General features: G+C 63.4%; 19 protein-coding genes and 1 tRNA gene. 1 reads left to right on the top strand and 19 read right to left on the bottom strand.

Annotated features, from left to right (window positions below):
• Window positions 1–18 precede the first annotated feature (18 nt).
• From nuoF to rpsO, 12 genes are all read right to left on the bottom strand, one after another.
• Window positions 19–1,371, bottom strand: a complete 1,353-nt coding sequence (gene nuoF / locus C1O66_RS23045) for an NADH-quinone oxidoreductase subunit NuoF (RefSeq protein WP_102770322.1) — start codon at window positions 1,369–1,371, stop codon at window positions 19–21.
• 15 nt (window positions 1,372–1,386) lie between these two features.
• Window positions 1,387–1,920, bottom strand: a complete 534-nt coding sequence (locus C1O66_RS23040; RefSeq protein ID WP_207796061.1) for an NADH-quinone oxidoreductase subunit NuoE family protein — start codon at window positions 1,918–1,920, stop codon at window positions 1,387–1,389.
• 15 nt (window positions 1,921–1,935) lie between these two features.
• Window positions 1,936–3,189, bottom strand: coding sequence for an NADH-quinone oxidoreductase subunit D (locus C1O66_RS23035; protein ID WP_102770321.1), 1,254 nt, complete (start codon window positions 3,187–3,189; stop codon window positions 1,936–1,938).
• Window positions 3,190–3,192: 3 nt separating this feature from the next.
• Complete coding sequence (locus C1O66_RS23030) at window positions 3,193–3,786, bottom strand: NADH-quinone oxidoreductase subunit C (RefSeq protein ID WP_102770320.1); 594 nt, start codon at window positions 3,784–3,786, stop codon at window positions 3,193–3,195.
• A 14-nt stretch (window positions 3,787–3,800) separates the two neighbouring features.
• Window positions 3,801–4,277 carry a NuoB/complex I 20 kDa subunit family protein gene (locus C1O66_RS23025; protein WP_047484384.1) on the bottom strand — a complete coding sequence of 159 codons (477 nt, stop codon included), beginning with the start codon at window positions 4,275–4,277 and terminating at the stop codon, window positions 3,801–3,803.
• A 152-nt stretch (window positions 4,278–4,429) separates the two neighbouring features.
• On the bottom strand, window positions 4,430–4,789 hold the full coding sequence (locus C1O66_RS23020; protein ID WP_102770319.1) for an NADH-quinone oxidoreductase subunit A: 360 nt from the start codon (window positions 4,787–4,789) through the stop codon (window positions 4,430–4,432).
• Between the two features lie 228 nt (window positions 4,790–5,017).
• A tRNA-Leu gene (locus C1O66_RS23015) sits at window positions 5,018–5,102 on the bottom strand.
• Between the two features lie 279 nt (window positions 5,103–5,381).
• The gene (gene secG / locus C1O66_RS23010; RefSeq protein WP_102770318.1) at window positions 5,382–5,762 is read right to left on the bottom strand and encodes a preprotein translocase subunit SecG; all 381 of its coding nucleotides are present in this window, start codon (window positions 5,760–5,762) and stop codon (window positions 5,382–5,384) included.
• Between the two features lie 79 nt (window positions 5,763–5,841).
• Window positions 5,842–6,582 carry a triose-phosphate isomerase gene (tpiA, locus tag C1O66_RS23005; protein ID WP_102770457.1) on the bottom strand — a complete coding sequence of 247 codons (741 nt, stop codon included), beginning with the start codon at window positions 6,580–6,582 and terminating at the stop codon, window positions 5,842–5,844.
• Between the two features lie 53 nt (window positions 6,583–6,635).
• Window positions 6,636–7,622, bottom strand: coding sequence for an NAD(P)H-quinone oxidoreductase (locus C1O66_RS23000; RefSeq protein WP_102770317.1), 987 nt, complete (start codon window positions 7,620–7,622; stop codon window positions 6,636–6,638).
• A gap of 9 nt (window positions 7,623–7,631) precedes the next feature.
• Window positions 7,632–9,764 carry a polyribonucleotide nucleotidyltransferase gene (pnp, locus tag C1O66_RS22995; protein ID WP_102770316.1) on the bottom strand — a complete coding sequence of 711 codons (2,133 nt, stop codon included), beginning with the start codon at window positions 9,762–9,764 and terminating at the stop codon, window positions 7,632–7,634.
• A 260-nt stretch (window positions 9,765–10,024) separates the two neighbouring features.
• Window positions 10,025–10,294: a 30S ribosomal protein S15 gene (gene rpsO / locus C1O66_RS22990; RefSeq protein ID WP_102770315.1), complete on the bottom strand. Its 270-nt coding sequence runs from the start codon at window positions 10,292–10,294 to the stop codon at window positions 10,025–10,027.
• 519 nt (window positions 10,295–10,813) lie between these two features.
• Between rpsO and C1O66_RS22985 the strand changes: the two genes are divergently transcribed.
• Window positions 10,814–11,254, top strand: coding sequence for an Hsp20/alpha crystallin family protein (locus C1O66_RS22985; protein WP_165794750.1), 441 nt, complete (start codon window positions 10,814–10,816; stop codon window positions 11,252–11,254).
• Between the two features lie 30 nt (window positions 11,255–11,284).
• On the opposite strand, the gene tsaD is transcribed toward C1O66_RS22985, so the two are convergent.
• The 7 genes from tsaD to C1O66_RS22950 form a co-directional block, all read right to left on the bottom strand.
• Entirely contained in the window at window positions 11,285–12,316 is a 1,032-nt protein-coding gene (tsaD, locus tag C1O66_RS22980) for a tRNA (adenosine(37)-N6)-threonylcarbamoyltransferase complex transferase subunit TsaD (protein ID WP_102770313.1), read from the bottom strand.
• An 8-nt stretch (window positions 12,317–12,324) separates the two neighbouring features.
• A complete protein-coding gene (fdx, locus tag C1O66_RS22975; protein ID WP_102770312.1) occupies window positions 12,325–12,663 on the bottom strand; it encodes an ISC system 2Fe-2S type ferredoxin in 339 nt (112 codons plus the stop codon).
• Window positions 12,664–12,690: 27 nt separating this feature from the next.
• Window positions 12,691–14,547 carry a Fe-S protein assembly chaperone HscA gene (gene hscA / locus C1O66_RS22970; protein WP_102770311.1) on the bottom strand — a complete coding sequence of 619 codons (1,857 nt, stop codon included), beginning with the start codon at window positions 14,545–14,547 and terminating at the stop codon, window positions 12,691–12,693.
• A gap of 3 nt (window positions 14,548–14,550) precedes the next feature.
• Window positions 14,551–15,087, bottom strand: a complete 537-nt coding sequence (gene hscB, locus C1O66_RS22965; protein WP_102770310.1) for a Fe-S protein assembly co-chaperone HscB — start codon at window positions 15,085–15,087, stop codon at window positions 14,551–14,553.
• Window positions 15,088–15,218: 131 nt separating this feature from the next.
• Window positions 15,219–15,542 carry an iron-sulfur cluster assembly protein IscA gene (gene iscA / locus C1O66_RS22960; protein WP_102770309.1) on the bottom strand — a complete coding sequence of 108 codons (324 nt, stop codon included), beginning with the start codon at window positions 15,540–15,542 and terminating at the stop codon, window positions 15,219–15,221.
• A 10-nt stretch (window positions 15,543–15,552) separates the two neighbouring features.
• On the bottom strand, window positions 15,553–15,939 hold the full coding sequence (gene iscU / locus C1O66_RS22955; RefSeq protein ID WP_102770308.1) for a Fe-S cluster assembly scaffold IscU: 387 nt from the start codon (window positions 15,937–15,939) through the stop codon (window positions 15,553–15,555).
• 98 nt (window positions 15,940–16,037) lie between these two features.
• Entirely contained in the window at window positions 16,038–17,258 is a 1,221-nt protein-coding gene (locus C1O66_RS22950) for an IscS subfamily cysteine desulfurase (RefSeq protein ID WP_102770456.1), read from the bottom strand.
• Window positions 17,259–17,347: the final 89 nt, after the last annotated feature.

The following is a 17,347-nucleotide window of genomic DNA, read 5'->3' as shown; positions in this document are numbered from 1 at the left end:
GTCGTGTCCTGTCCTGCCTCAGACCGAGGCCGGCACCAGAGCCGTTTTGTGTTCGATCAGATGAACGAACTCGTGTTTGAAGTTCTTGATCATGGCGCGCACCGGCATGGCCGCCGCATCGCCGAGCGCGCAGATCGTGCGACCCTGGATGTTGTCGGCCACCGAGTTCAGCAGGTCGATGTCTTCGGGCTTGCCCTGGCCGTTGGCGATGCGCTCGACCACCCGGTGCATCCAGCCCGTGCCTTCGCGGCAAGGCGTGCACTGGCCGCAAGACTCGTGGGCATAGAAGTAGGACAGGCGCAGCAGGCTCTTGACCATGCAACGGCTGTCGTCCATGACGATGACCGCGCCCGAGCCCAGCATGGAGCCGGCCTTGGCGATGGAGTCATAGTCCATGGTGCAGTTCATCATGACCTCGGCGGTCAGCACCGGCGAGGACGAGCCGCCAGGAATCACGGCCTTGAGCGTGCGGCCCTTGCGCACGCCACCAGCCAGCTCCAGCAACTTGGAGAACGGCGTGCCCAGCGGGATCTCGTAATTGCCCGGGCGCTCCACGTCACCCGAGACCGAGAAGATCTTGGTGCCGCCGTTGTTGGGCTTGCCGATTTCCAAATAGGGCTGGCCGCCGTTGCGGATGATCCAGGGGACAGCCGCAAAGGTCTCGGTGTTGTTGATGGTGGTCGGGCGGCCGTAGAGGCCGAAGCTGGCCGGGAACGGCGGCTTGAAACGCGGCTGGCCCTTCTTGCCTTCCAGCGACTCGAGCAGCGCGGTTTCTTCGCCGCAGATGTAGGCGCCGAAACCGTGGAAGGCGTGCAGCTGGAAGCTGAAGTCGGAGCCCAGGATGTTGTCACCCAGGAAACCGGCCGCACGGGCTTCTTCCAGGGCCGCTTCGAAGCGCTCGTAGACCTCGAAGATCTCGCCGTGGATGTAGTTGTAGCCCGTCTTGATGCCCATGGCGAAGGCGGCGATGGCCATGCCTTCGATCACGATGTGCGGGTTGAACATCAGGATGTCGCGGTCCTTGCAGGTGCCCGGCTCACCCTCGTCCGAATTGCAGACCAGGTATTTGGCGCCCGGGAACTGGCGCGGCATGAAGCTCCACTTCAGGCCGGTGGGGAAGCCGGCGCCGCCACGGCCACGCAGGCCCGAAGCCTTGACCTCGGCGATGACCTGATCCTGGGTCAGCGGCGTGCCTTCCGGAGCACCCTCGCCTTTCAGGATCTTGCGCAGCGCGGCATAACCGCCACGTGCCACGTAGTCCTTCAGGCCCCAGTTCTTGCCGTCCAGACCGGCGTAAATCTGTGCGCCAATGTGGCGATCATGGAAACAGGTCTCGACGCCCTGACTCTGAAACTTGGATAGATCCAGCATGCTTCTTCCCGTTCCTCAGTTCTTGGCCGCAGCGGCTTCGGCCGCAGCATGGGCCTTGAGCACGTCCACCAGCTCATCGAGGCGCTGGTTGCTCATGAAGCTGCACATCTGGCGGTCGTTGACCAGCATGACTGGTGAGTCCGCGCAAGCACCCAGGCACTCGCTCTTTTGCACGGTGAACAGGCCGTCGGCCGTGGTACCGCCCTCTTCCACGCCCAGCTTTTCGCAGAGGTGCTTGAGCGCCTTCTGGCCGTCACGCAGCTGGCAAGGCAGATTGGTGCAGACATTCAACTTGAACTGACCCAGCTTGCGCTGGTTGTACATGTTGTAGAAGGTCGTCACTTCGTAGACGGCGATCGGCGGCATGCCCAGGTAGGCGGCGATCGCGTCTTCGCTGGCGCGCGACACATAACCGATTTCCTGCTGCACGATGGACAGGCAGGCCATCACGGCTGATTGTTTCTGATCCGCCGGGTACTTGGCCACTTCACGCGCAAAGCGGGCCGCCGTGGCATCGCTCAGCACATAGGTTTCGTTGTTCGTTGTCATCGTTCTGCTCATCACTCAACGATCGATTTCGCCGAACACGATGTCCATCGTGCCGATGATGGCCACCGCGTCGGCCAGCATGTGGCCACGGGCCATCTCATCCAGCGCAGCCAAATGGGCAAAGCCCGGGGCACGGATCTTCAAACGGTAAGGCTTGTTGGCGCCATCGCTGACGATGTAGATGCCGAACTCACCCTTGGGATGTTCGACGGCCGCGTAGGCCTCGCCTTCCGGCACGCGGAAACCTTCGGTGAACAGCTTGAAATGGTGGATCAGTTCCTCCATGTTCGACTTCATGTCTACACGCGAAGGCGGCGCCACCTTGTGATTGTCGGTAATGACCGGGCCCGGGTTGGCGCGCAGCCATTTCACGCATTGCTGAATGATGCGATTGGACTGGCGCATTTCCTCGACGCGAACGACGTAACGGTCGTAGGTATCGCCGTTGGTGCCGACCGGGATGTCGAAGTCCAGCTTGGCGTAGGCGTCGTAAGGCTGGGTCTTGCGCAGGTCCCAGGGGATGCCACAACCACGCAGCATCGGGCCGGTGAAGCCCATGTTCAGTGCGCGTTCAGGCGACACCACGCCAATGCCCACGGTGCGCTGCTTCCAGATCCGGTTGTCGGTCAACAGGGTTTCGTAGTCGTCGACGTTCTTGGGGAAGCGATTGCAGAAGTCCTCAATGAAGTCCAGCAGCGAGCCGCTGCGGTTCTCATTCATCTTGGCCAGGGTCTTGGCGTTCTTGATCTTGGACACGCGGTACTGCGGCATGGTGTCCGGCAGATCGCGGTAGACACCGCCCGGGCGGAAGTAGGCCGCATGCATGCGAGCGCCCGACACGGCCTCGTACATATCGAACAGGTCTTCACGCTCACGGAAAGCGTAGATCAGCACGTTCATCGCGCCGCAATCGAGACCGTGCGCACCCAACCACATCAGGTGATTCAGCAGGCGGGTGATCTCGGCGAACATCACGCGGATGTATTGCGCGCGTTCCGGCACTTCAATGCCGAGCATCTTCTCGATCGCCAGGCAGTAGGCCTGCTCGTTGGCCATCATGGACACATAGTCCAGGCGATCCATATAGGGCAACGACTGGATGTAGGTCTTGCTCTCAGCCAGCTTTTCGGTGGCACGGTGCAGCAGGCCGATATGGGGATCGGCGCGCTGGATGACTTCGCCATCCAACTCCAGCACCAGGCGCAGCACGCCGTGAGCGGCGGGATGCTGAGGACCGAAATTCAGGGTGTAGTTCTTGATTTCAGCCATGAATCAAAGTCCACCGTAATTGTCTTCGCGAATGATGCGCGGCGTGATTTCACGCGGCTCGATGGTCACCGGCTGGTAGACCACGCGCTTTTGCTCGGCGTCGTAGCGCATTTCCACATGACCCGAGGTCGGGAAGTCCTTGCGCATCGGGTGGCCGATGAAGCCGTAATCGGTCAGGATGCGACGCAGGTCTTCGTGGCCATCAAAAATGATGCCGTAGAGATCGAAGGCTTCACGCTCGAACCAGTTGGCCGAGTTCCAGATCGGAGTGATGGCTGCCACCGACGGGAAATCGTCATCCGGGCAGCAAACCTTGAGGCGCAAACGCCAGTTCTTGTTGACCGACAGCAGATGCGACGCCACAGCGTAACGCGGGCCGTCGTAGGCACCGTCCTTGTAGCTGCTGTAGTCGAGACCGCAGAGGTCAATCAGCTGCTCGAAGCGCAGTTCGGAGTGATCACGGAGGGTCTTGGCGACGCTGAGGTAATCGGCCGCCCGCACTTGCAGGGTGACTTCGCCAAATTCGGTCTTCAGACTCTGGATGCGCTCGCCGAGGGCAGCCTCCAGCGCGGTCTTGAGGGTGTCAAGTTTGCTCATCGGTGCTTGATCCTTCAGCGCGCGATCGTGTTTTCACGGCGAATCTTGGCCTGCAATTGCAGGATGCCGTACAGCAAGGCCTCGGCCGTCGGCGGACAGCCCGGCACATACACATCAACCGGCACGATGCGGTCGCAGCCGCGCACGACGGAGTAGCTGTAGTGATAGTAGCCGCCACCGTTGGCGCAGGAACCCATGGAGAGCACCCAGCGTGGCTCGGCCATCTGGTCGTAGACCTTGCGCAGGGCCGGCGCCATCTTGTTGCACAGCGTGCCGGCCACGATCATCAGATCGCTCTGGCGCGGGCTGGGGCGGAACAACATGCCGAAACGGTCGATGTCATAACGGGCCGCGCCCGCGTGCATCATTTCCACCGCACAGCAGGCCAGACCGAAGGTCATGGGCCAGAGGGAACCGGTCTTGGACCAGTTGATCAGCGTGTCGACCGAAGTGGTGACAAAGCCTTCTTTCAATACGCCTTCAATACCCATTGCAAGCTTTCATTCGTTCAGGCCCTTGCGAGCCGAGCGCCGAGCCCTGACCCAGCATTGCTGCCGAGCGAGCCCGCCATGCCCATCCATCGACGGAGGGGCGTCCCCTCGGGGGACCGACCAGCGCAGCGCGCCGGGCGAGGGGCTAACAATCACTCCCAGTCCAGGGCGCCCTTTTTCCATTCGTAGGCGAAACCCACGACCAGAATGCCCAGGAAAATCATCATCGACCAGAAACCAGCCGCACCAATCTCACGGAGCGAAACCGCCCAGGGAAACAGGAAAGCAATTTCCAGGTCAAACAAGATAAACAAAATGGCCACGAGGTAATAGCGCACATCGAATTTCATGCGCGCGTCTTCAAAGGCCTCGAAGCCGCATTCGTAGGGGGAGTTTTTGGCCTGATCCGGCCGATTGGGACCCAGCAGAAAGCCGAGCACTTGGGGCGCCACACCGACGCCTGCGCCGACCAGGATGAAGAGGATGACGGGGAGGTACTGATCCAAGTTCATAGGTGACGCTCTTTGAAAAACCGCCGTACGCCTCCAGGCCCCGGCCGAGTTTTATGCAGTGATTTAACAAAAGCAACGGGCGCGCCGCCAGCGAATGTATCGCTCACGGACTGCGCCCGCCATGTCCCCCGCAAAAATGCGACAAACTTCGTTTGCTCACACCCTTGCAACAGAGGCGCTACGACCAATATTCCGCAGGCTCCAACCTTTGGATATTAACCGAACATTTGGTGCCGTCGGCGAGACTCGAACTCGCACAGCTTTCGCCACTACCCCCTCAAGATAGCGTGTCTACCAATTTCACCACGACGGCTGAATTTCACTTCTCAACTCTGTCTGGCGCCGATCTTCATCAGCGAGAGGGATTGCTTCCCAGACAGCCTTGAATTCTATACCGAAAATTTCGCACTTTTGATCATTTCAGATCGAAGCACTCAAAATATCTGCGGCGAGCTCATCCGAACATCGTCCACCCCAAGCACCAAGCCTGCAAGCGGGCGGCATGCGGCCGCGATCGCACGTGACTCAAGCGCCTGGCGCTGCGCACGCCAGCCGGAACCACAGCGCGTGCGCAGGCTTTCGCATCAAGCGATCAGTTCGAAGCAGCAGAGGCGGCCGGAGCCACCACGGGTGCCAACGCAGGCGCAGCACCTGGAATGGCTGCAGCACCCGATGCTGCGACGGCTGCCGGAGCCGCGCGATCCAGAACCGTTTCAGCGGCAGCACCACCGCTGCGGTGGTTGGACAGATAGGCCAGAGCCAAAGTGCAGGCAAAGAACAAGGTCGCGCACACAGCCGTGCTGCGCGACAGGAAGTTGGCGCTGCCGGTGGCGCCGAACAAGCTGCCCGAAGCACCACTGCCGAAGCTGGCACCCATATCGGCACCCTTGCCTTGCTGCACCAGCACCAAGCCAATCATGGCCAGCGCGCTCAGCAACTGCACCACCAGAACCAAATTCATCAAGACCTGCATCTCTAACTCTCCAGTCAATCGTTCTTTTCAAAGGGCCGATTGCCGATCAGGCAATCCACCCAGGGTTTCAAGCCAACTTTCAGTGCGCTGCACGGCAGATGGCCGCGAAGTCCGCGGCCTTCAAGGCCGCGCCACCAATCAAGCCACCATCGATATCGGGCTGTGCAAACAACTGCAGCGCGTTGTCGGGCTTGACGCTGCCGCCGTACAGGATGCGCATGGCATCCGACTTCTGCGTGGCCGCATGCAACTGCTTGCGCAGGACCGCGTGCACCGCTTGCGCCTGCTCCGGCGTGGCAGTCAAACCCGTACCGATGGCCCACACCGGCTCATAGGCCAGCACGATTTCACCGATGCAATGGGTCAGGGTGTGGATGACCGCAGCCAGCTGACGCTTGACGACCGCTTCGGTCTGGCCAGCCTCGCGTTCTGCCAGGGTCTCACCCACGCAGACGATGGGCGTCACGCCGTGCGCCAGTGCCGCCTTGGCTTTGTCGGCCACCAGCTGATCACTTTCGTGATGGTAGGCACGACGCTCGGAGTGACCAACGATCACATAACGACAACCCAAATCGGCCAGCATGGCCGAAGAGACCTCGCCGGTGTAGGCGCCTTGCTCGAAAGCCGAGCAATCTTGCGCACCCAGACCGACAGCCTGCCCCGTCAAGGCCAAAGCCGTTTCGGCCAGGTAGGGGAATGGCACACAGACCGCCACATCGGCCGACCAGGGCCCCAGCTCCTTCAGGCCCGACAACAGGGCCGCGTTGGCCGCACGGCTGCCATGCATCTTCCAGTTGCCAACGACCAATTTCTTGCGCATCTCGTTCTCCAAACTCCCAGCAAGCCCAATCGAGGCCCACTGAGGACTGCCGCTCACCAAGTCAAAACAATCTTGCCGATGTGCTCGCCCGATTCCATCAGCGCATGCGCTTCGGCCGCCTGGGCCGCCGGCATCTGACGGTACAGCACTGGCGAAATCTCTCGCGCAGCCAGCAAAGGCCACACACGCTCACGCAAGGCCTCCGCAACACCCGCCTTGTAGGCCTGCGAACGCGGCCGCAGGGTCGAGCCACTGATCGTCAGACGACGACGCAAGACCGCGCCCGCATCAAAGCGAGCCTCAACACCACCCTGCACCGCAATGATGACCATGCGACCATCATCGGCCAGGCATTGCACGCCACGCTCGACATAGGAACCAGCCACCATGTCCAGAATGACGTCGACGCCCCGCCCTGCCGTCGCCGCCTTCACTTCCGCAACGAAATCCTGTTCGCGATAGTTGATGGCGACATCGGCACCCAGCTTCAAGCAGGCCTCGGCTTTGGCTGCCGAGCCCACCGTCACCAGCACACGCGAACCCAGCGCCTTGGCCATCTGGATGGCGGTGACACCGATGCCGCTGCTGCCGCCATGCACCAGCAGGCTCTCACCCGGCTGCAGCGCGGCACGCGCGAACACGTTGGACCAGACCGTGAAGCAGGTTTCCGGCAGACTGGCCGCCTCCGCCATGCTCCAGCCGGCAGGCACCGGCAGGCACTGGCCAATCGGCGCCACGCACAACTCGGCATAGCCACCGCCCGCCACCAAGGCACAGACCGCGTCACCCAGCTTGAAACCCGAAGCCGCCAGGGCCTCGGCATCACCGGCGACGATGCGCCCCGCCACCTCCAGACCCGGCAGATCGCTGGCACCCGCCGGCGGCGGATAGGCGCCCTTGCGCTGCAGAACATCGGGGCGGTTGATGCCATAGGCCTCCACCGCGATCAAGCACTCCCCGATCCCGGCGACGGGATCAGGGCGCTCGATCAGTTGCAACACCTCGAGCCCGCCGGGGCGGGTGATGGCGATCGCCTTCATGGACAGTTTTTACTCAGCGGCTTCAGCCGGCGCTTGAGCGGGCGCGGCGTCGCGCTCGATCAGGGCCTTCATGGACAGCTTGATGCGACCCTTTTCGTCGGTTTCCATGACCTTGACCTTGACGATCTGACCTTCCTTCAGGAAGTCGGTCACCTTCTCGACGCGCTGGTGGGCGATCTGGCTGATGTGCAGCAGACCATCCTTGCCAGGCAGCAGGTTCACCAGGGCACCGAAGTCCAGGATCTTGGTGATCGGGCCTTCGTAGACCTTGCCGATTTCAACTTCAGCAGTGATCTCCTCGATGCGCTTCTTGGCGTATTCGGCCTTCTCGGCGTCGGTCGAGGCGATGGTGATGGTGCCGTCTTCGCCGATGTCGATGGTGGTGCCGGTTTCTTCGGTCAGCGCACGGATGGTGGCGCCGCCCTTGCCGATCACGTCACGGATCTTTTCCGGGTTGATCTTCATGGTGTACAGGCGCGGCGCGAACTGCGACACCTCGGTGTTGGCCGCGCCCATGGCTTCGACCATCTTGCCCAGGATGTGCAGACGGGCTTCCTTGGCTTGCGCCAGGGCGACCTGCATGATTTCCTTGGTGATGCCCTGGATCTTGATGTCCATCTGCAGGGCGGTGATGCCACCGGTGGTGCCAGCCACCTTGAAGTCCATATCACCCAGGTGATCTTCGTCACCCAGGATGTCGGTCAGCACGGCGAAGCGGTTGCCGTCCTTGATCAGACCCATGGCGATGCCGGCCACATGGGCCTTCATCGGCACGCCTGCGTCCATCAGGGCCAGGCAGCCGCCGCAGACCGAAGCCATCGACGAGGAGCCATTGCTTTCCGTGATTTCCGACACCACACGCATGGTGTAGGGGAAGTCTTCCTTGCTCGGCAAAGCGGCGATCAGCGCGCGCTTGGCCAGGCGGCCGTGGCCGATTTCGCGGCGCTTCGGGCTGCCCACGCGGCCAGTTTCGCCGGTGGCAAACGGAGGCATGTTGTAGTGCAGCATGAAGCGGTCTTCGAACTCGCCGGCCAGGGCGTCGATGCGCTGGGCGTCGCGATCGGTACCGAGCGTTGCCACCACCAGTGCTTGCGTTTCACCGCGGGTGAACAGGGCCGAACCGTGGGTGCGCGGCAGGATGCTGTTGCTGATCTCGATCGGGCGCACGGTGCGGGTGTCGCGGCCGTCGATGCGGGGCTCGCCAGCCAGGATCTGACCACGCACGATGCGGGCTTCGATCTCGAACAGCAGGCTTTCCACCTCGACCTTGTCGAACGCCACGCCTTCGTCGGTCAGCGCCTTGAACACGTTCGCCGTCACCGCACGGCAAGCCTGGGTGCGGGCTTGCTTGTTGCGGATCTGGTAGGCGGCGGCCAGGGCTTCGTCGGCCAGGGCGCCAACCTTGGCGATCAGCGGCTCGTTCTTGGCCGGAGCCTTCCAGTCCCAGGCCGGCTTGCCGGCGTCACGCACCAGCTCGTCGATGGCGGCGATGGCGATATTGCCTTGCTCGTGACCGTAGACCACGGCGCCCAGCATGATCTCTTCGCTCAGGCCGTCGGCTTCCGATTCCACCATCAGCACGGCAGCTTGGGTGCCGGCAACGACCAGGTCCATCTTGCTGTTGATCAGCTCGGTCTTGCCCGGGTTCAGGATGTATTCGCCGTTGACATAGCCCACGCGCGCAGCGCCGATCGGGCCATTGAACGGAATGCCGGACACAGCCAGCGCAGCGCTGGATGCGATCAAGGCGGCGATGTCGGCTTGAACTTCAGGGTTCAGCGACAGCACATGCACCACGACCTGAACTTCGTTGTAGAAGCCTTCCGGGAACAGCGGGCGGATCGGGCGATCGATCAGGCGGCTGGTCAGAGTCTCCAGCTCGCTGGGGCGGCCTTCACGCTTGAAGAAGCTGCCCGGGATTTTGCCGGCAGCGTAGGTCTTCTCGATGTAGTCCACGGTCAGCGGGAAGAAGTCCTGGCCGGCCTTGGCTTCGGTCTTGGCCACCACGGTGGCCAGCACCACGGTGCCTTCGATGTTCACGACAACCGCGCCGCTGGACTGACGGGCGATCTCGCCGGTTTCCATCACGACGGCGTGGTTGCCCCACTGGAAGGTCTTGGTGACTTTATTGAACAAACTCATGGTCTCTCTCCTTGTATGCGCTCAGGCCACACGGCCCGACAACGCAGTCATAGCGGCTTGCGGTGCCACTTCAGAACCGAGAGTGAGACTGGGTTTGGCGGGATGCCATTCCAGAGAATCTGCAAGATCGACACGACTGTCGGCAGAGGCCTTGGAATGACACAGCAGCGCCACTTCAGCTCAACTCCATGCAATGCCAAAAGACAAAGAGCCTGTACTGGACGAACAACCCAGACAGGCTCTTTGATCTCAACGGCAAATTACTTGCGCAGGCCCAGCTTCTGGATCAGCGCGGTGTAGCGCGTTGCGTCCTTGGCCTTCAGGTAGGCCAGCAGGCTCTTGCGGGTGTTGACCATCTTCAGCAGGCCGCGACGACCGTGGTGGTCCTTCATATTGGCCTTGAAGTGGGGGGTCAGCGCGTTGATACGGGCTGTGAGCAGGGCCACTTGGACTTCCGGCGAGCCGGTGTCGTTGGCGCTGCGGGCGTTCGATTGAACGATTTCTGCTTTGTTGATATCGGCGACTGACATGTGCGCGTTCCTGTTGTCGGAAGCCGCCGGCGACTCAAGAACAGGCTTGAGCCAGACACAGACGGTTTCCATGGTTTCACTTGCGGTCCCGGGTGAAACCGACCCGGGCCGTGCTTCGCTGCTGCGACCTGCAAGTCCGTGTTGCCACGGTCTTGTTGCGTCACCTCAGCGGCTTTGCCCCACCCAGATCCAAAGCCGGAAGAGACAAAACTCTCGGATTATAGCCCAGAGTTACAAGGCCACCTCAGAGCCCCAGTCGCCCGCGGCTCCAAGATTGCGGCCAAGCGTCGACATATGGCGACGACGACTCCGTCAGCAAGAGGGCCGGCGGAGAATTTTTTCAGCCCCTTGAAAGGCAAAAACCCAGGCGCAATTGAAGCTGCAAGGGGATGCGAGACCCAGCGCAAGACGGCTGATTCACCCCTCCCCCAAGGAGTTCGGCGCGCCGCCAGGCCCGCCGAAATGGATCGAAACCCAATACCGCCGAGCGCCGCTCGGAGCCCAGCCCAGGAGACTGCCATGTTTGTGATTCCCGTCGCCCGCCATGCCGCCGAACTGTCCCGCCAACTGGAGCGCCACCGTGTCGGCGGCCAGATCGAGCGCCTGTTCACCCAGGACCCTCAGGCCCTGGCCCTGCGCAGCCCGGCGCTCGATGTCAGCGAAAGTGCGAGCGGCTACACCGTGCTGCTGGATCTGCCGGGCGTGAGCAAGGAGGCCGTGAAGATCAGCATCGAGGGCCGCCGCGTCAGCATCGACGCCGAACAAACCCGCGACCCGGAACTGGCCGAAGGTGAAAAGCTGCTGCACCGCGAACGGGCCGCCACACGCTTCTCGCGCAGCCTGCAGCTGCCGCAGGAGCTGAACCAGAACGAATGCAGCGCCAAGCTCGAAAACGGCGTGCTGACACTGAAGCTGAGCAAGCTGCAGGCCAGCGGCCCGACCCAGCTGATCGTCAGCTGAGGCCAAGCCGGGCGTGCAGGTGCGCGACGCTCAAGCCGCGCCCAGCGTCCAGCGAGGCCGCACCTCAAAGCCCGCGCCCGGGCGCAAGCTGGCCATGCCACGCTGCAAGCGCATCGCGGCGGCCATGGCGATCATGGCGCCGTTGTCGGTGCACAAGCTCAGCTCCGGGTAGTGCACCCGGATCTGACGCTTGGCGCAGGCCGCATTGAGCTGCTCACGCAGATGCCGGTTGGCCCCCACGCCGCCAGCCACCACCAGGCGCTTGAGCCCGGTCTCTTTCAAGGCCAGCAAGGATTTGCGCAGCAGCAGCTCGACGATGGCCGCCTGCGTGCTGGCGGCCAGATCGGCCTTTTGCTGCTCGGTCGGCACCTCGCCCAGGCGCTTCACCTGGGTCAGCACCGCCGTTTTCAGGCCGGCAAAGCTGAAATCGGGCTTGCCGCTCTTGAGCATGGGCCGCGGCAGATCAAAGGCCGTCGGGTCGCCCTGTTCGGCCAGCTGAGCCAGATGCGGGCCGCCCGGATAGGGCAGGCCCAGCAGCTTGGCGCTCTTGTCAAAGGCTTCACCTGCGGCGTCGTCGATGGTCTCGCCCAGCATCTGGTACTGGCCGACATCGTCCACCCGCATCAGCTGGGTGTGCCCGCCGGACACCAACAAGGCCACAAAAGGAAACTCCGGCGGATCGACCGACAGAAACGGTGACAGCAAATGCCCCTCAAGGTGATGAACGCCCACGGTGGGCTTGTCCAGCGCCGCCGCCATGGCCACGGCCACACCGGCGCCCACCAGCAAGGCGCCAGCGAGGCCGGGGCCCTGGGTGTAGGCGATGACATCGATGTCGCTCAAAGCCACCTGGGCCTGCGACAGCACCTCACGCGTCAGCGGCAACACGCGTCGGATGTGGTCCCGCGAAGCCAGCTCTGGCACCACGCCGCCGTAGGCCTGGTGCATGCGGATCTGGCTGTGCAGGGCCTGGGCGCGCAGCTGGGGCGCGCCGGCAGCCGGCACCTCGACCAGCGCCACCCCGGTCTCGTCGCAGGAGGATTCGAATCCCAGAACCAGCATGGCCGCGCTCAGTGGCCTTCTTTGGCGTGGTTGATCGAGTACTTGGGAATCTCGATGGTGACGTCCTTCTGACCCAGGATGGCCTGGCAGCTCAGGCGCGAATCGGGCTCCAAGCCCCAGGCGCGATCCAGCATGTCCTCCTCGCCCTCCTCCATCTCGGACAGGGAGGCCATGCCTTCGCGCACGATCACATGGCAGGTGGTGCAGGCGCAGACCATGTCACAGGCGTGCTCGATGGCGATCTGGTTGTCCAGCAGCGCCTCGCAGATCGAGGTGCCGGCCGGTGCGTTGACCGTCTTGCCCTCGGGGCAGTACTCGGCGTGGGGAAGAATCTTGATGACAGGCATGGGGCTCTCCTGGCGCGGCGCGCCGGCTCAGATCTGGTCGACGCTGCGGCCGGTCAAGGCCTTGTGAATGCCGCGGTTCATGCGCGCGGCGGCAAAGGCTTCGGTGCCCTTGGCCAGGGCTTCGACGGCGGCGGTGATGGCATCGGCATCCTCGCCATCGGCCGCCTGCGCCATCGCCTGCAAGAGGCCGGCAATATCGGCCTGCTCGGCTTCGGACAGCAGATCGCCGTCGGCGGCCTGGGCCGACAGCGTGGCCAGGCGCATGCGCTCGGCCTCGACACGCGCCTCGCGCAGCTTGCGTGCCGTCATGTCGGATTCGGCGCTGGCAAAGCCATCCTTGAGCATGCCGGCGATCTGCTCGTCGCTGAGGCCGTAGCTGGGCTTGACCTGGATGGTGGCCTCCACGCCCGAACCCAGTTCCTTGGCAGCGACGCTGAGCAGGCCATCGGCATCGACCTGGAAGGTCACGCGGATGCGCGCCGCGCCGGCCACCATGGGCGGGATGCCGCGCAGCTCGAAGCGCGCCAGCGAACGGCATTCGCTGACCAGCTCGCGCTCACCCTGCAGCACATGCAGGGCCATGGCAGTTTGGCCGTCTTTGAAAGTGGTGAAGTCCTGCGCCTGGGCCACGGGGATGGTGGCGTTGCGCTCGATGATGCGCTCGACCAGGCCGCCCATGGTTTCCAGGCCGAGCGAGAGCGGGATCACGTCCAGCAGGAGGATGTCGCCATCGGCCGCATTGCCGGCCAGTTGGTTGGCCTGAATGGCGGCGCCCTGGGCCACGACCTCATCGGGGTTCAGATTGGTCAGCACCTCGCGGCCGAACAATGCACTCACCGCCGCGCGCACGCAAGGCATGCGGGTGGAGCCACCCACCATGACGGTGCCCTGTACCTCATCGGCCCGCACCTTGGCGTCGCGCAGCACGCGCTTGACGGCGCTCAGCGTGCGGGCCAGCAGCGGCTGGGCCAGGGCTTCGAATTGGCTGCGAGACACTCGCACTTCCAGCGCTCCGGCATCCAAAGACGCCCGCAGCAGCACGCTGTCGACACCGGAAAGCTGCTCCTTGGCAGCACGCGCCGCCACCAGAACCGCACGTTTGTCATGGGCCGAGCTCAGCTGCAGGCCGCTCTGCGCCAGCGCCCAATCGGCGAGGACGCGGTCGAAATCATCGCCGCCCAGGGCGGCATCGCCGCCGGTGGCCACCACCTCGAACACACCGCGACTCAGGCGCAGCAAAGAGATGTCGAAGGTGCCGCCGCCGAGGTCGTAGACGGCATAAAGCCCTTCGCTGGCGTTGTCCAAGCCGTAGGCAATGGCCGCGGCCGTGGGCTCGTTGATCAGGCGCAGCACATTCAGGCCGGCCAGCTGGGCCGCATCCTTGGTGGCCTGGCGCTGCGCGTCGTCAAAATAAGCGGGCACGGTGATCACCGCACCGAACACATCGTCGGCAAAGCTGTCCTCGGCACGGAAGCGCAAGGTGGCCAGGATCTCGGCCGAGATCTCCACCGGCGACTTCAGGCCATCGCGGGTGCGCAGGGACAGCATGCCCGGCGTGTCTTCGAATTCATAGGGCAGCTGGCCGCGCTCGGCCACATCCGCCAGGCCGCGGCCCATGAAACGCTTGACCGAAACGATGGTGTTGACCGGGTCCTCGGCTTGCGCGGCCAGCGCGGCGGCACCGATCTGGCGGCGGCCTTCTTCCAGGTAGCGCACGGCCGAGGGCAGGATCACCTGGCCCTGCTCATCGGGCAGGCACTCGGCCACACCGTGACGCACGGCGGCCACCAGAGAGTGGGTGGTGCCCAGGTCAATGCCCACCGCGATGCGACGCTCGTGCGGATTGGGCGACTGGCCCGGTTCGGAAATTTGCAGCAAAGCCATGTCTTATTGTCCTAGGGCTTCCAGGCGTCGATCGAGATCGGAACGGAATCGGTGAATGAACATCAGCGCCCTCACCTGCTGGGCGGCGGCAGCGGTGGCGGCGGCCATATCGGTGTCGGCGTCGGCATCGAGCAGGCGCTGCACCTCGGCCAGCAGTTCATGCTCGCGCGTTGCCACCTCGGCATCCAATGCCTCCACTTCGGCCAGGTCTTGCGCTTCGTCCAGGGCCTCGCGCCAGGCCATCTGTTCCATCAGGAAGGCCGTGGGCATGCGGGTGTTCTCGTGGATCTGCAAAGGCACACCGCGCAGCTCACACAGGTAGGCCGCGCGCTTGAGCGGATCACGCAAGCGCTGGTGCGCCTCATTGACCCGCATCGCCCACTGCGCGCTCAGGCGCTGCGCCGCGGCGCCCTGGGCCGCAAAACGGTCGGGGTGGACCTGGGCCTGCAAGGCCTTCCAGCTGGCATCGATGGCGGCACGATCCTGGGTCTGCCGCTGCGGCAGGCCGAACAGGCTGAAGTCGTCGTCATCGAGTTTCATGGAACAGGTCTCGGGCTTTTCAAATCTTGCGGCGGGCGCAGAGCGGCCGACACTTGGCTTCGGCCATGAAAAAAGCGCGGACCGACGCCGCGCCCTCCTGGCCTGCACCGCTCGCGCGGCGCAGCACTGTATTACACGCGGAAGGACTCGCCGCAGCCGCAGCGGTCTTTCTCGCGCGGGTTGCGGAACTTGAAGCCCTCGTTCAGGCCCTCGCGGACAAAGTCCAGCTCGGTGCCGTCCAGATAAGGCAGGCTCTTGGGATCGATCAGGATCTTGATGCCATGGCCTTCGAAGATCACGTCCTCGGGGGCCACCTCGTCGGCGTACTCCAGCTTGTAGGCTAGGCCGGAGCAGCCGGTGGTCTTGACGCCCAGGCGCACGCCGACGCCGCGGCCGCGCTTGCTGATGTAGCGCGTCACATGGCGTGCGGCGGCTTCGGTCACGGTCACTGACATGGCGCCGTCCTTACTGCGTGTGCTTGGCGCGGTAGTCGTCCACGGCCGCCTTGATGGCGTCCTCGGCCAGGATGGAGCAGTGGATCTTCACCGGCGGCAGGGCCAACTCTTCGGCGATCTGGGTGTTTTTGATGGCCAGAGCCTGATCCAGGCTCTTACCCTTGACCCATTCGGTCACGAGCGAGCTTGATGCAATGGCCGAGCCGCAGCCATAGGTCTTGAACTTCGCGTCTTCAATCAAGCCGGTGGCCGGATTGACCTTGATCTGCAGCTTCATCACATCACCGCAAGCCGGCGCACCGACCATGCCGGTGCCGACCGACTCGTCGCCCTTTTCGAAGGCGCCGACATTGCGCGGGTTTTCGTAGTGATCAACGACTTTTTCGCTGTATGCCATGATTTTTCTCCTAGCTGTTGGCGGATCAACGTCTCATCGAAAGGCGCTGAACCAAGCCTGCTGCCAACTTCAATCGGCCGCGGGCTGTGATCGGTCGGTCAGTGGGCGGCCCACTGGATGGTGCTGAGATCGATGCCGTCCTTGTACATATCCCACAGCGGCGACAGCTCGCGCAGCTTGGCCACGCGGTCCTTCAGGGTCGCGATGGCGTAATCGATCTCTTCCACGGTGGTGAAGCGGCCGATGGTCATGCGCAGCGAGGAATGCGCCAGCTCGTCGCTGCGCCCCAGGGCGCGCAGCACATAGCTGGGCTCCAGGCTGGCCGAGGTGCAGGCCGAACCCGAAGACACCGCCAAGCCCTTGACGCCCATGATCAGAGACTCGCCCTCCACATAGTTGAAGGACATGTTCAGGTTGTGCGGCACACGGCGCTCGAGATTGCCGTTGACGAAGACCTGCTCAATGTCCTTGAGACCGTTCAGCAGGCGATCGTGCAACATGCGGATGCGCTCGCCTTCGCTCGCCATTTCTTCCTTGGCGATGCGGTAGGCCTCGCCCATGCCCACGATCTGGTGTGTCGCCAAGGTGCCCGAGCGCATGCCGCGCTCCTGGCCACCACCGTGCATCTGCGCTTCCAGGCGCACGCGCGGCTTGCGACGCACGAACAGGGCACCAATGCCCTTGGGGCCATAGGTCTTGTGCGAAGCCAGGCTCATCAGATCGACCGGCAGCTCGGCCAGGTTGATCGCAATCTTGCCGGTGGCCTGAGCGGCGTCGACGTGGAAGATGATGCCGCGCTCGCGGCAGATGGCGCCGATGGCCGGGATGTCCTGGATCACGCCGATCTCGTTGCTGACGTACAGCACCGAAGCCAGGATGGTGTCCGGGCGGATCGCCGCTTTGAAGGCCTCGATGTCCAGCAAGCCATCGGCCTGCACATCCAGGTAAGTGACTTCAAAACCTTGGCGCTCCAGCTCACGGCAGGTGTCCAGCACCGCCTTGTGCTCGGTCTTGAGCGTGATGATGTGCTTGCCGCGGGTCTTGTAGAACTGGGCCGCGCCCTTGATGGCCAGGTTGATGGACTCGGTCGCACCCGAGGTCCATACGATTTCGCGCGGGTCCGCACCGATCAGGGCGGCCACCTGCTCGCGCGATTTCTCAACCACGGCCTCCGCCTCCCAACCCCAGGCGTGGCTGCGCGACGCAGGGTTGCCGAAATGCTCGCTGAGCCAGGGCACCATGGCGCTGACCACACGAGGATCCACCGGGGTGGTGGCGCCGTAGTCGAGATAGATGGGGAAATGCGGGGTCATGTCCATGTTCGAGAAATGCTCTTTTTGTTCTGACTTTTGTTCCGACTGGCTCCGCCAGCTGAGCAGGCCCAAAGCGCCTGCCCTGCTGGCGTGGT

The organism is Paucibacter aquatile, assembly GCF_002885975.1.
Classification (GTDB): domain Bacteria; phylum Pseudomonadota; class Gammaproteobacteria; order Burkholderiales; family Burkholderiaceae_C; genus Paucibacter_A; species Paucibacter_A aquatilis.
This window is presented reverse-complemented; position numbering and strand designations above follow the sequence as displayed.

Coding starts and splice junctions, on each gene's coding strand:
- nuoF (WP_102770322.1), bottom strand. CDS start 1,371: ATGCTGGATCTATCCAAGTTTCAGAGTCAGGGCGTCGAGACCTGTTTC.
- C1O66_RS23040 (WP_207796061.1), bottom strand. CDS start 1,920: ATGACAACGAACAACGAAACCTATGTGCTGAGCGATGCCACGGCGGCC.
- C1O66_RS23035 (WP_102770321.1), bottom strand. CDS start 3,189: ATGGCTGAAATCAAGAACTACACCCTGAATTTCGGTCCTCAGCATCCC.
- C1O66_RS23030 (WP_102770320.1), bottom strand. CDS start 3,786: ATGAGCAAACTTGACACCCTCAAGACCGCGCTGGAGGCTGCCCTCGGC.
- C1O66_RS23025 (WP_047484384.1), bottom strand. CDS start 4,277: ATGGGTATTGAAGGCGTATTGAAAGAAGGCTTTGTCACCACTTCGGTC.
- C1O66_RS23020 (WP_102770319.1), bottom strand. CDS start 4,789: ATGAACTTGGATCAGTACCTCCCCGTCATCCTCTTCATCCTGGTCGGC.
- secG (WP_102770318.1), bottom strand. CDS start 5,762: ATGCAGGTCTTGATGAATTTGGTTCTGGTGGTGCAGTTGCTGAGCGCG.
- tpiA (WP_102770457.1), bottom strand. CDS start 6,582: ATGCGCAAGAAATTGGTCGTTGGCAACTGGAAGATGCATGGCAGCCGT.
- C1O66_RS23000 (WP_102770317.1), bottom strand. CDS start 7,622: ATGAAGGCGATCGCCATCACCCGCCCCGGCGGGCTCGAGGTGTTGCAA.
- pnp (WP_102770316.1), bottom strand. CDS start 9,764: ATGAGTTTGTTCAATAAAGTCACCAAGACCTTCCAGTGGGGCAACCAC.
- rpsO (WP_102770315.1), bottom strand. CDS start 10,294: ATGTCAGTCGCCGATATCAACAAAGCAGAAATCGTTCAATCGAACGCC.
- C1O66_RS22985 (WP_165794750.1), top strand. CDS start 10,814: ATGTTTGTGATTCCCGTCGCCCGCCATGCCGCCGAACTGTCCCGCCAA.
- tsaD (WP_102770313.1), bottom strand. CDS start 12,316: ATGCTGGTTCTGGGATTCGAATCCTCCTGCGACGAGACCGGGGTGGCG.
- fdx (WP_102770312.1), bottom strand. CDS start 12,663: ATGCCTGTCATCAAGATTCTTCCCCACGCCGAGTACTGCCCCGAGGGC.
- hscA (WP_102770311.1), bottom strand. CDS start 14,547: ATGGCTTTGCTGCAAATTTCCGAACCGGGCCAGTCGCCCAATCCGCAC.
- hscB (WP_102770310.1), bottom strand. CDS start 15,087: ATGAAACTCGATGACGACGACTTCAGCCTGTTCGGCCTGCCGCAGCGG.
- iscA (WP_102770309.1), bottom strand. CDS start 15,542: ATGTCAGTGACCGTGACCGAAGCCGCCGCACGCCATGTGACGCGCTAC.
- iscU (WP_102770308.1), bottom strand. CDS start 15,939: ATGGCATACAGCGAAAAAGTCGTTGATCACTACGAAAACCCGCGCAAT.
- C1O66_RS22950 (WP_102770456.1), bottom strand. CDS start 17,258: ATGGACATGACCCCGCATTTCCCCATCTATCTCGACTACGGCGCCACC.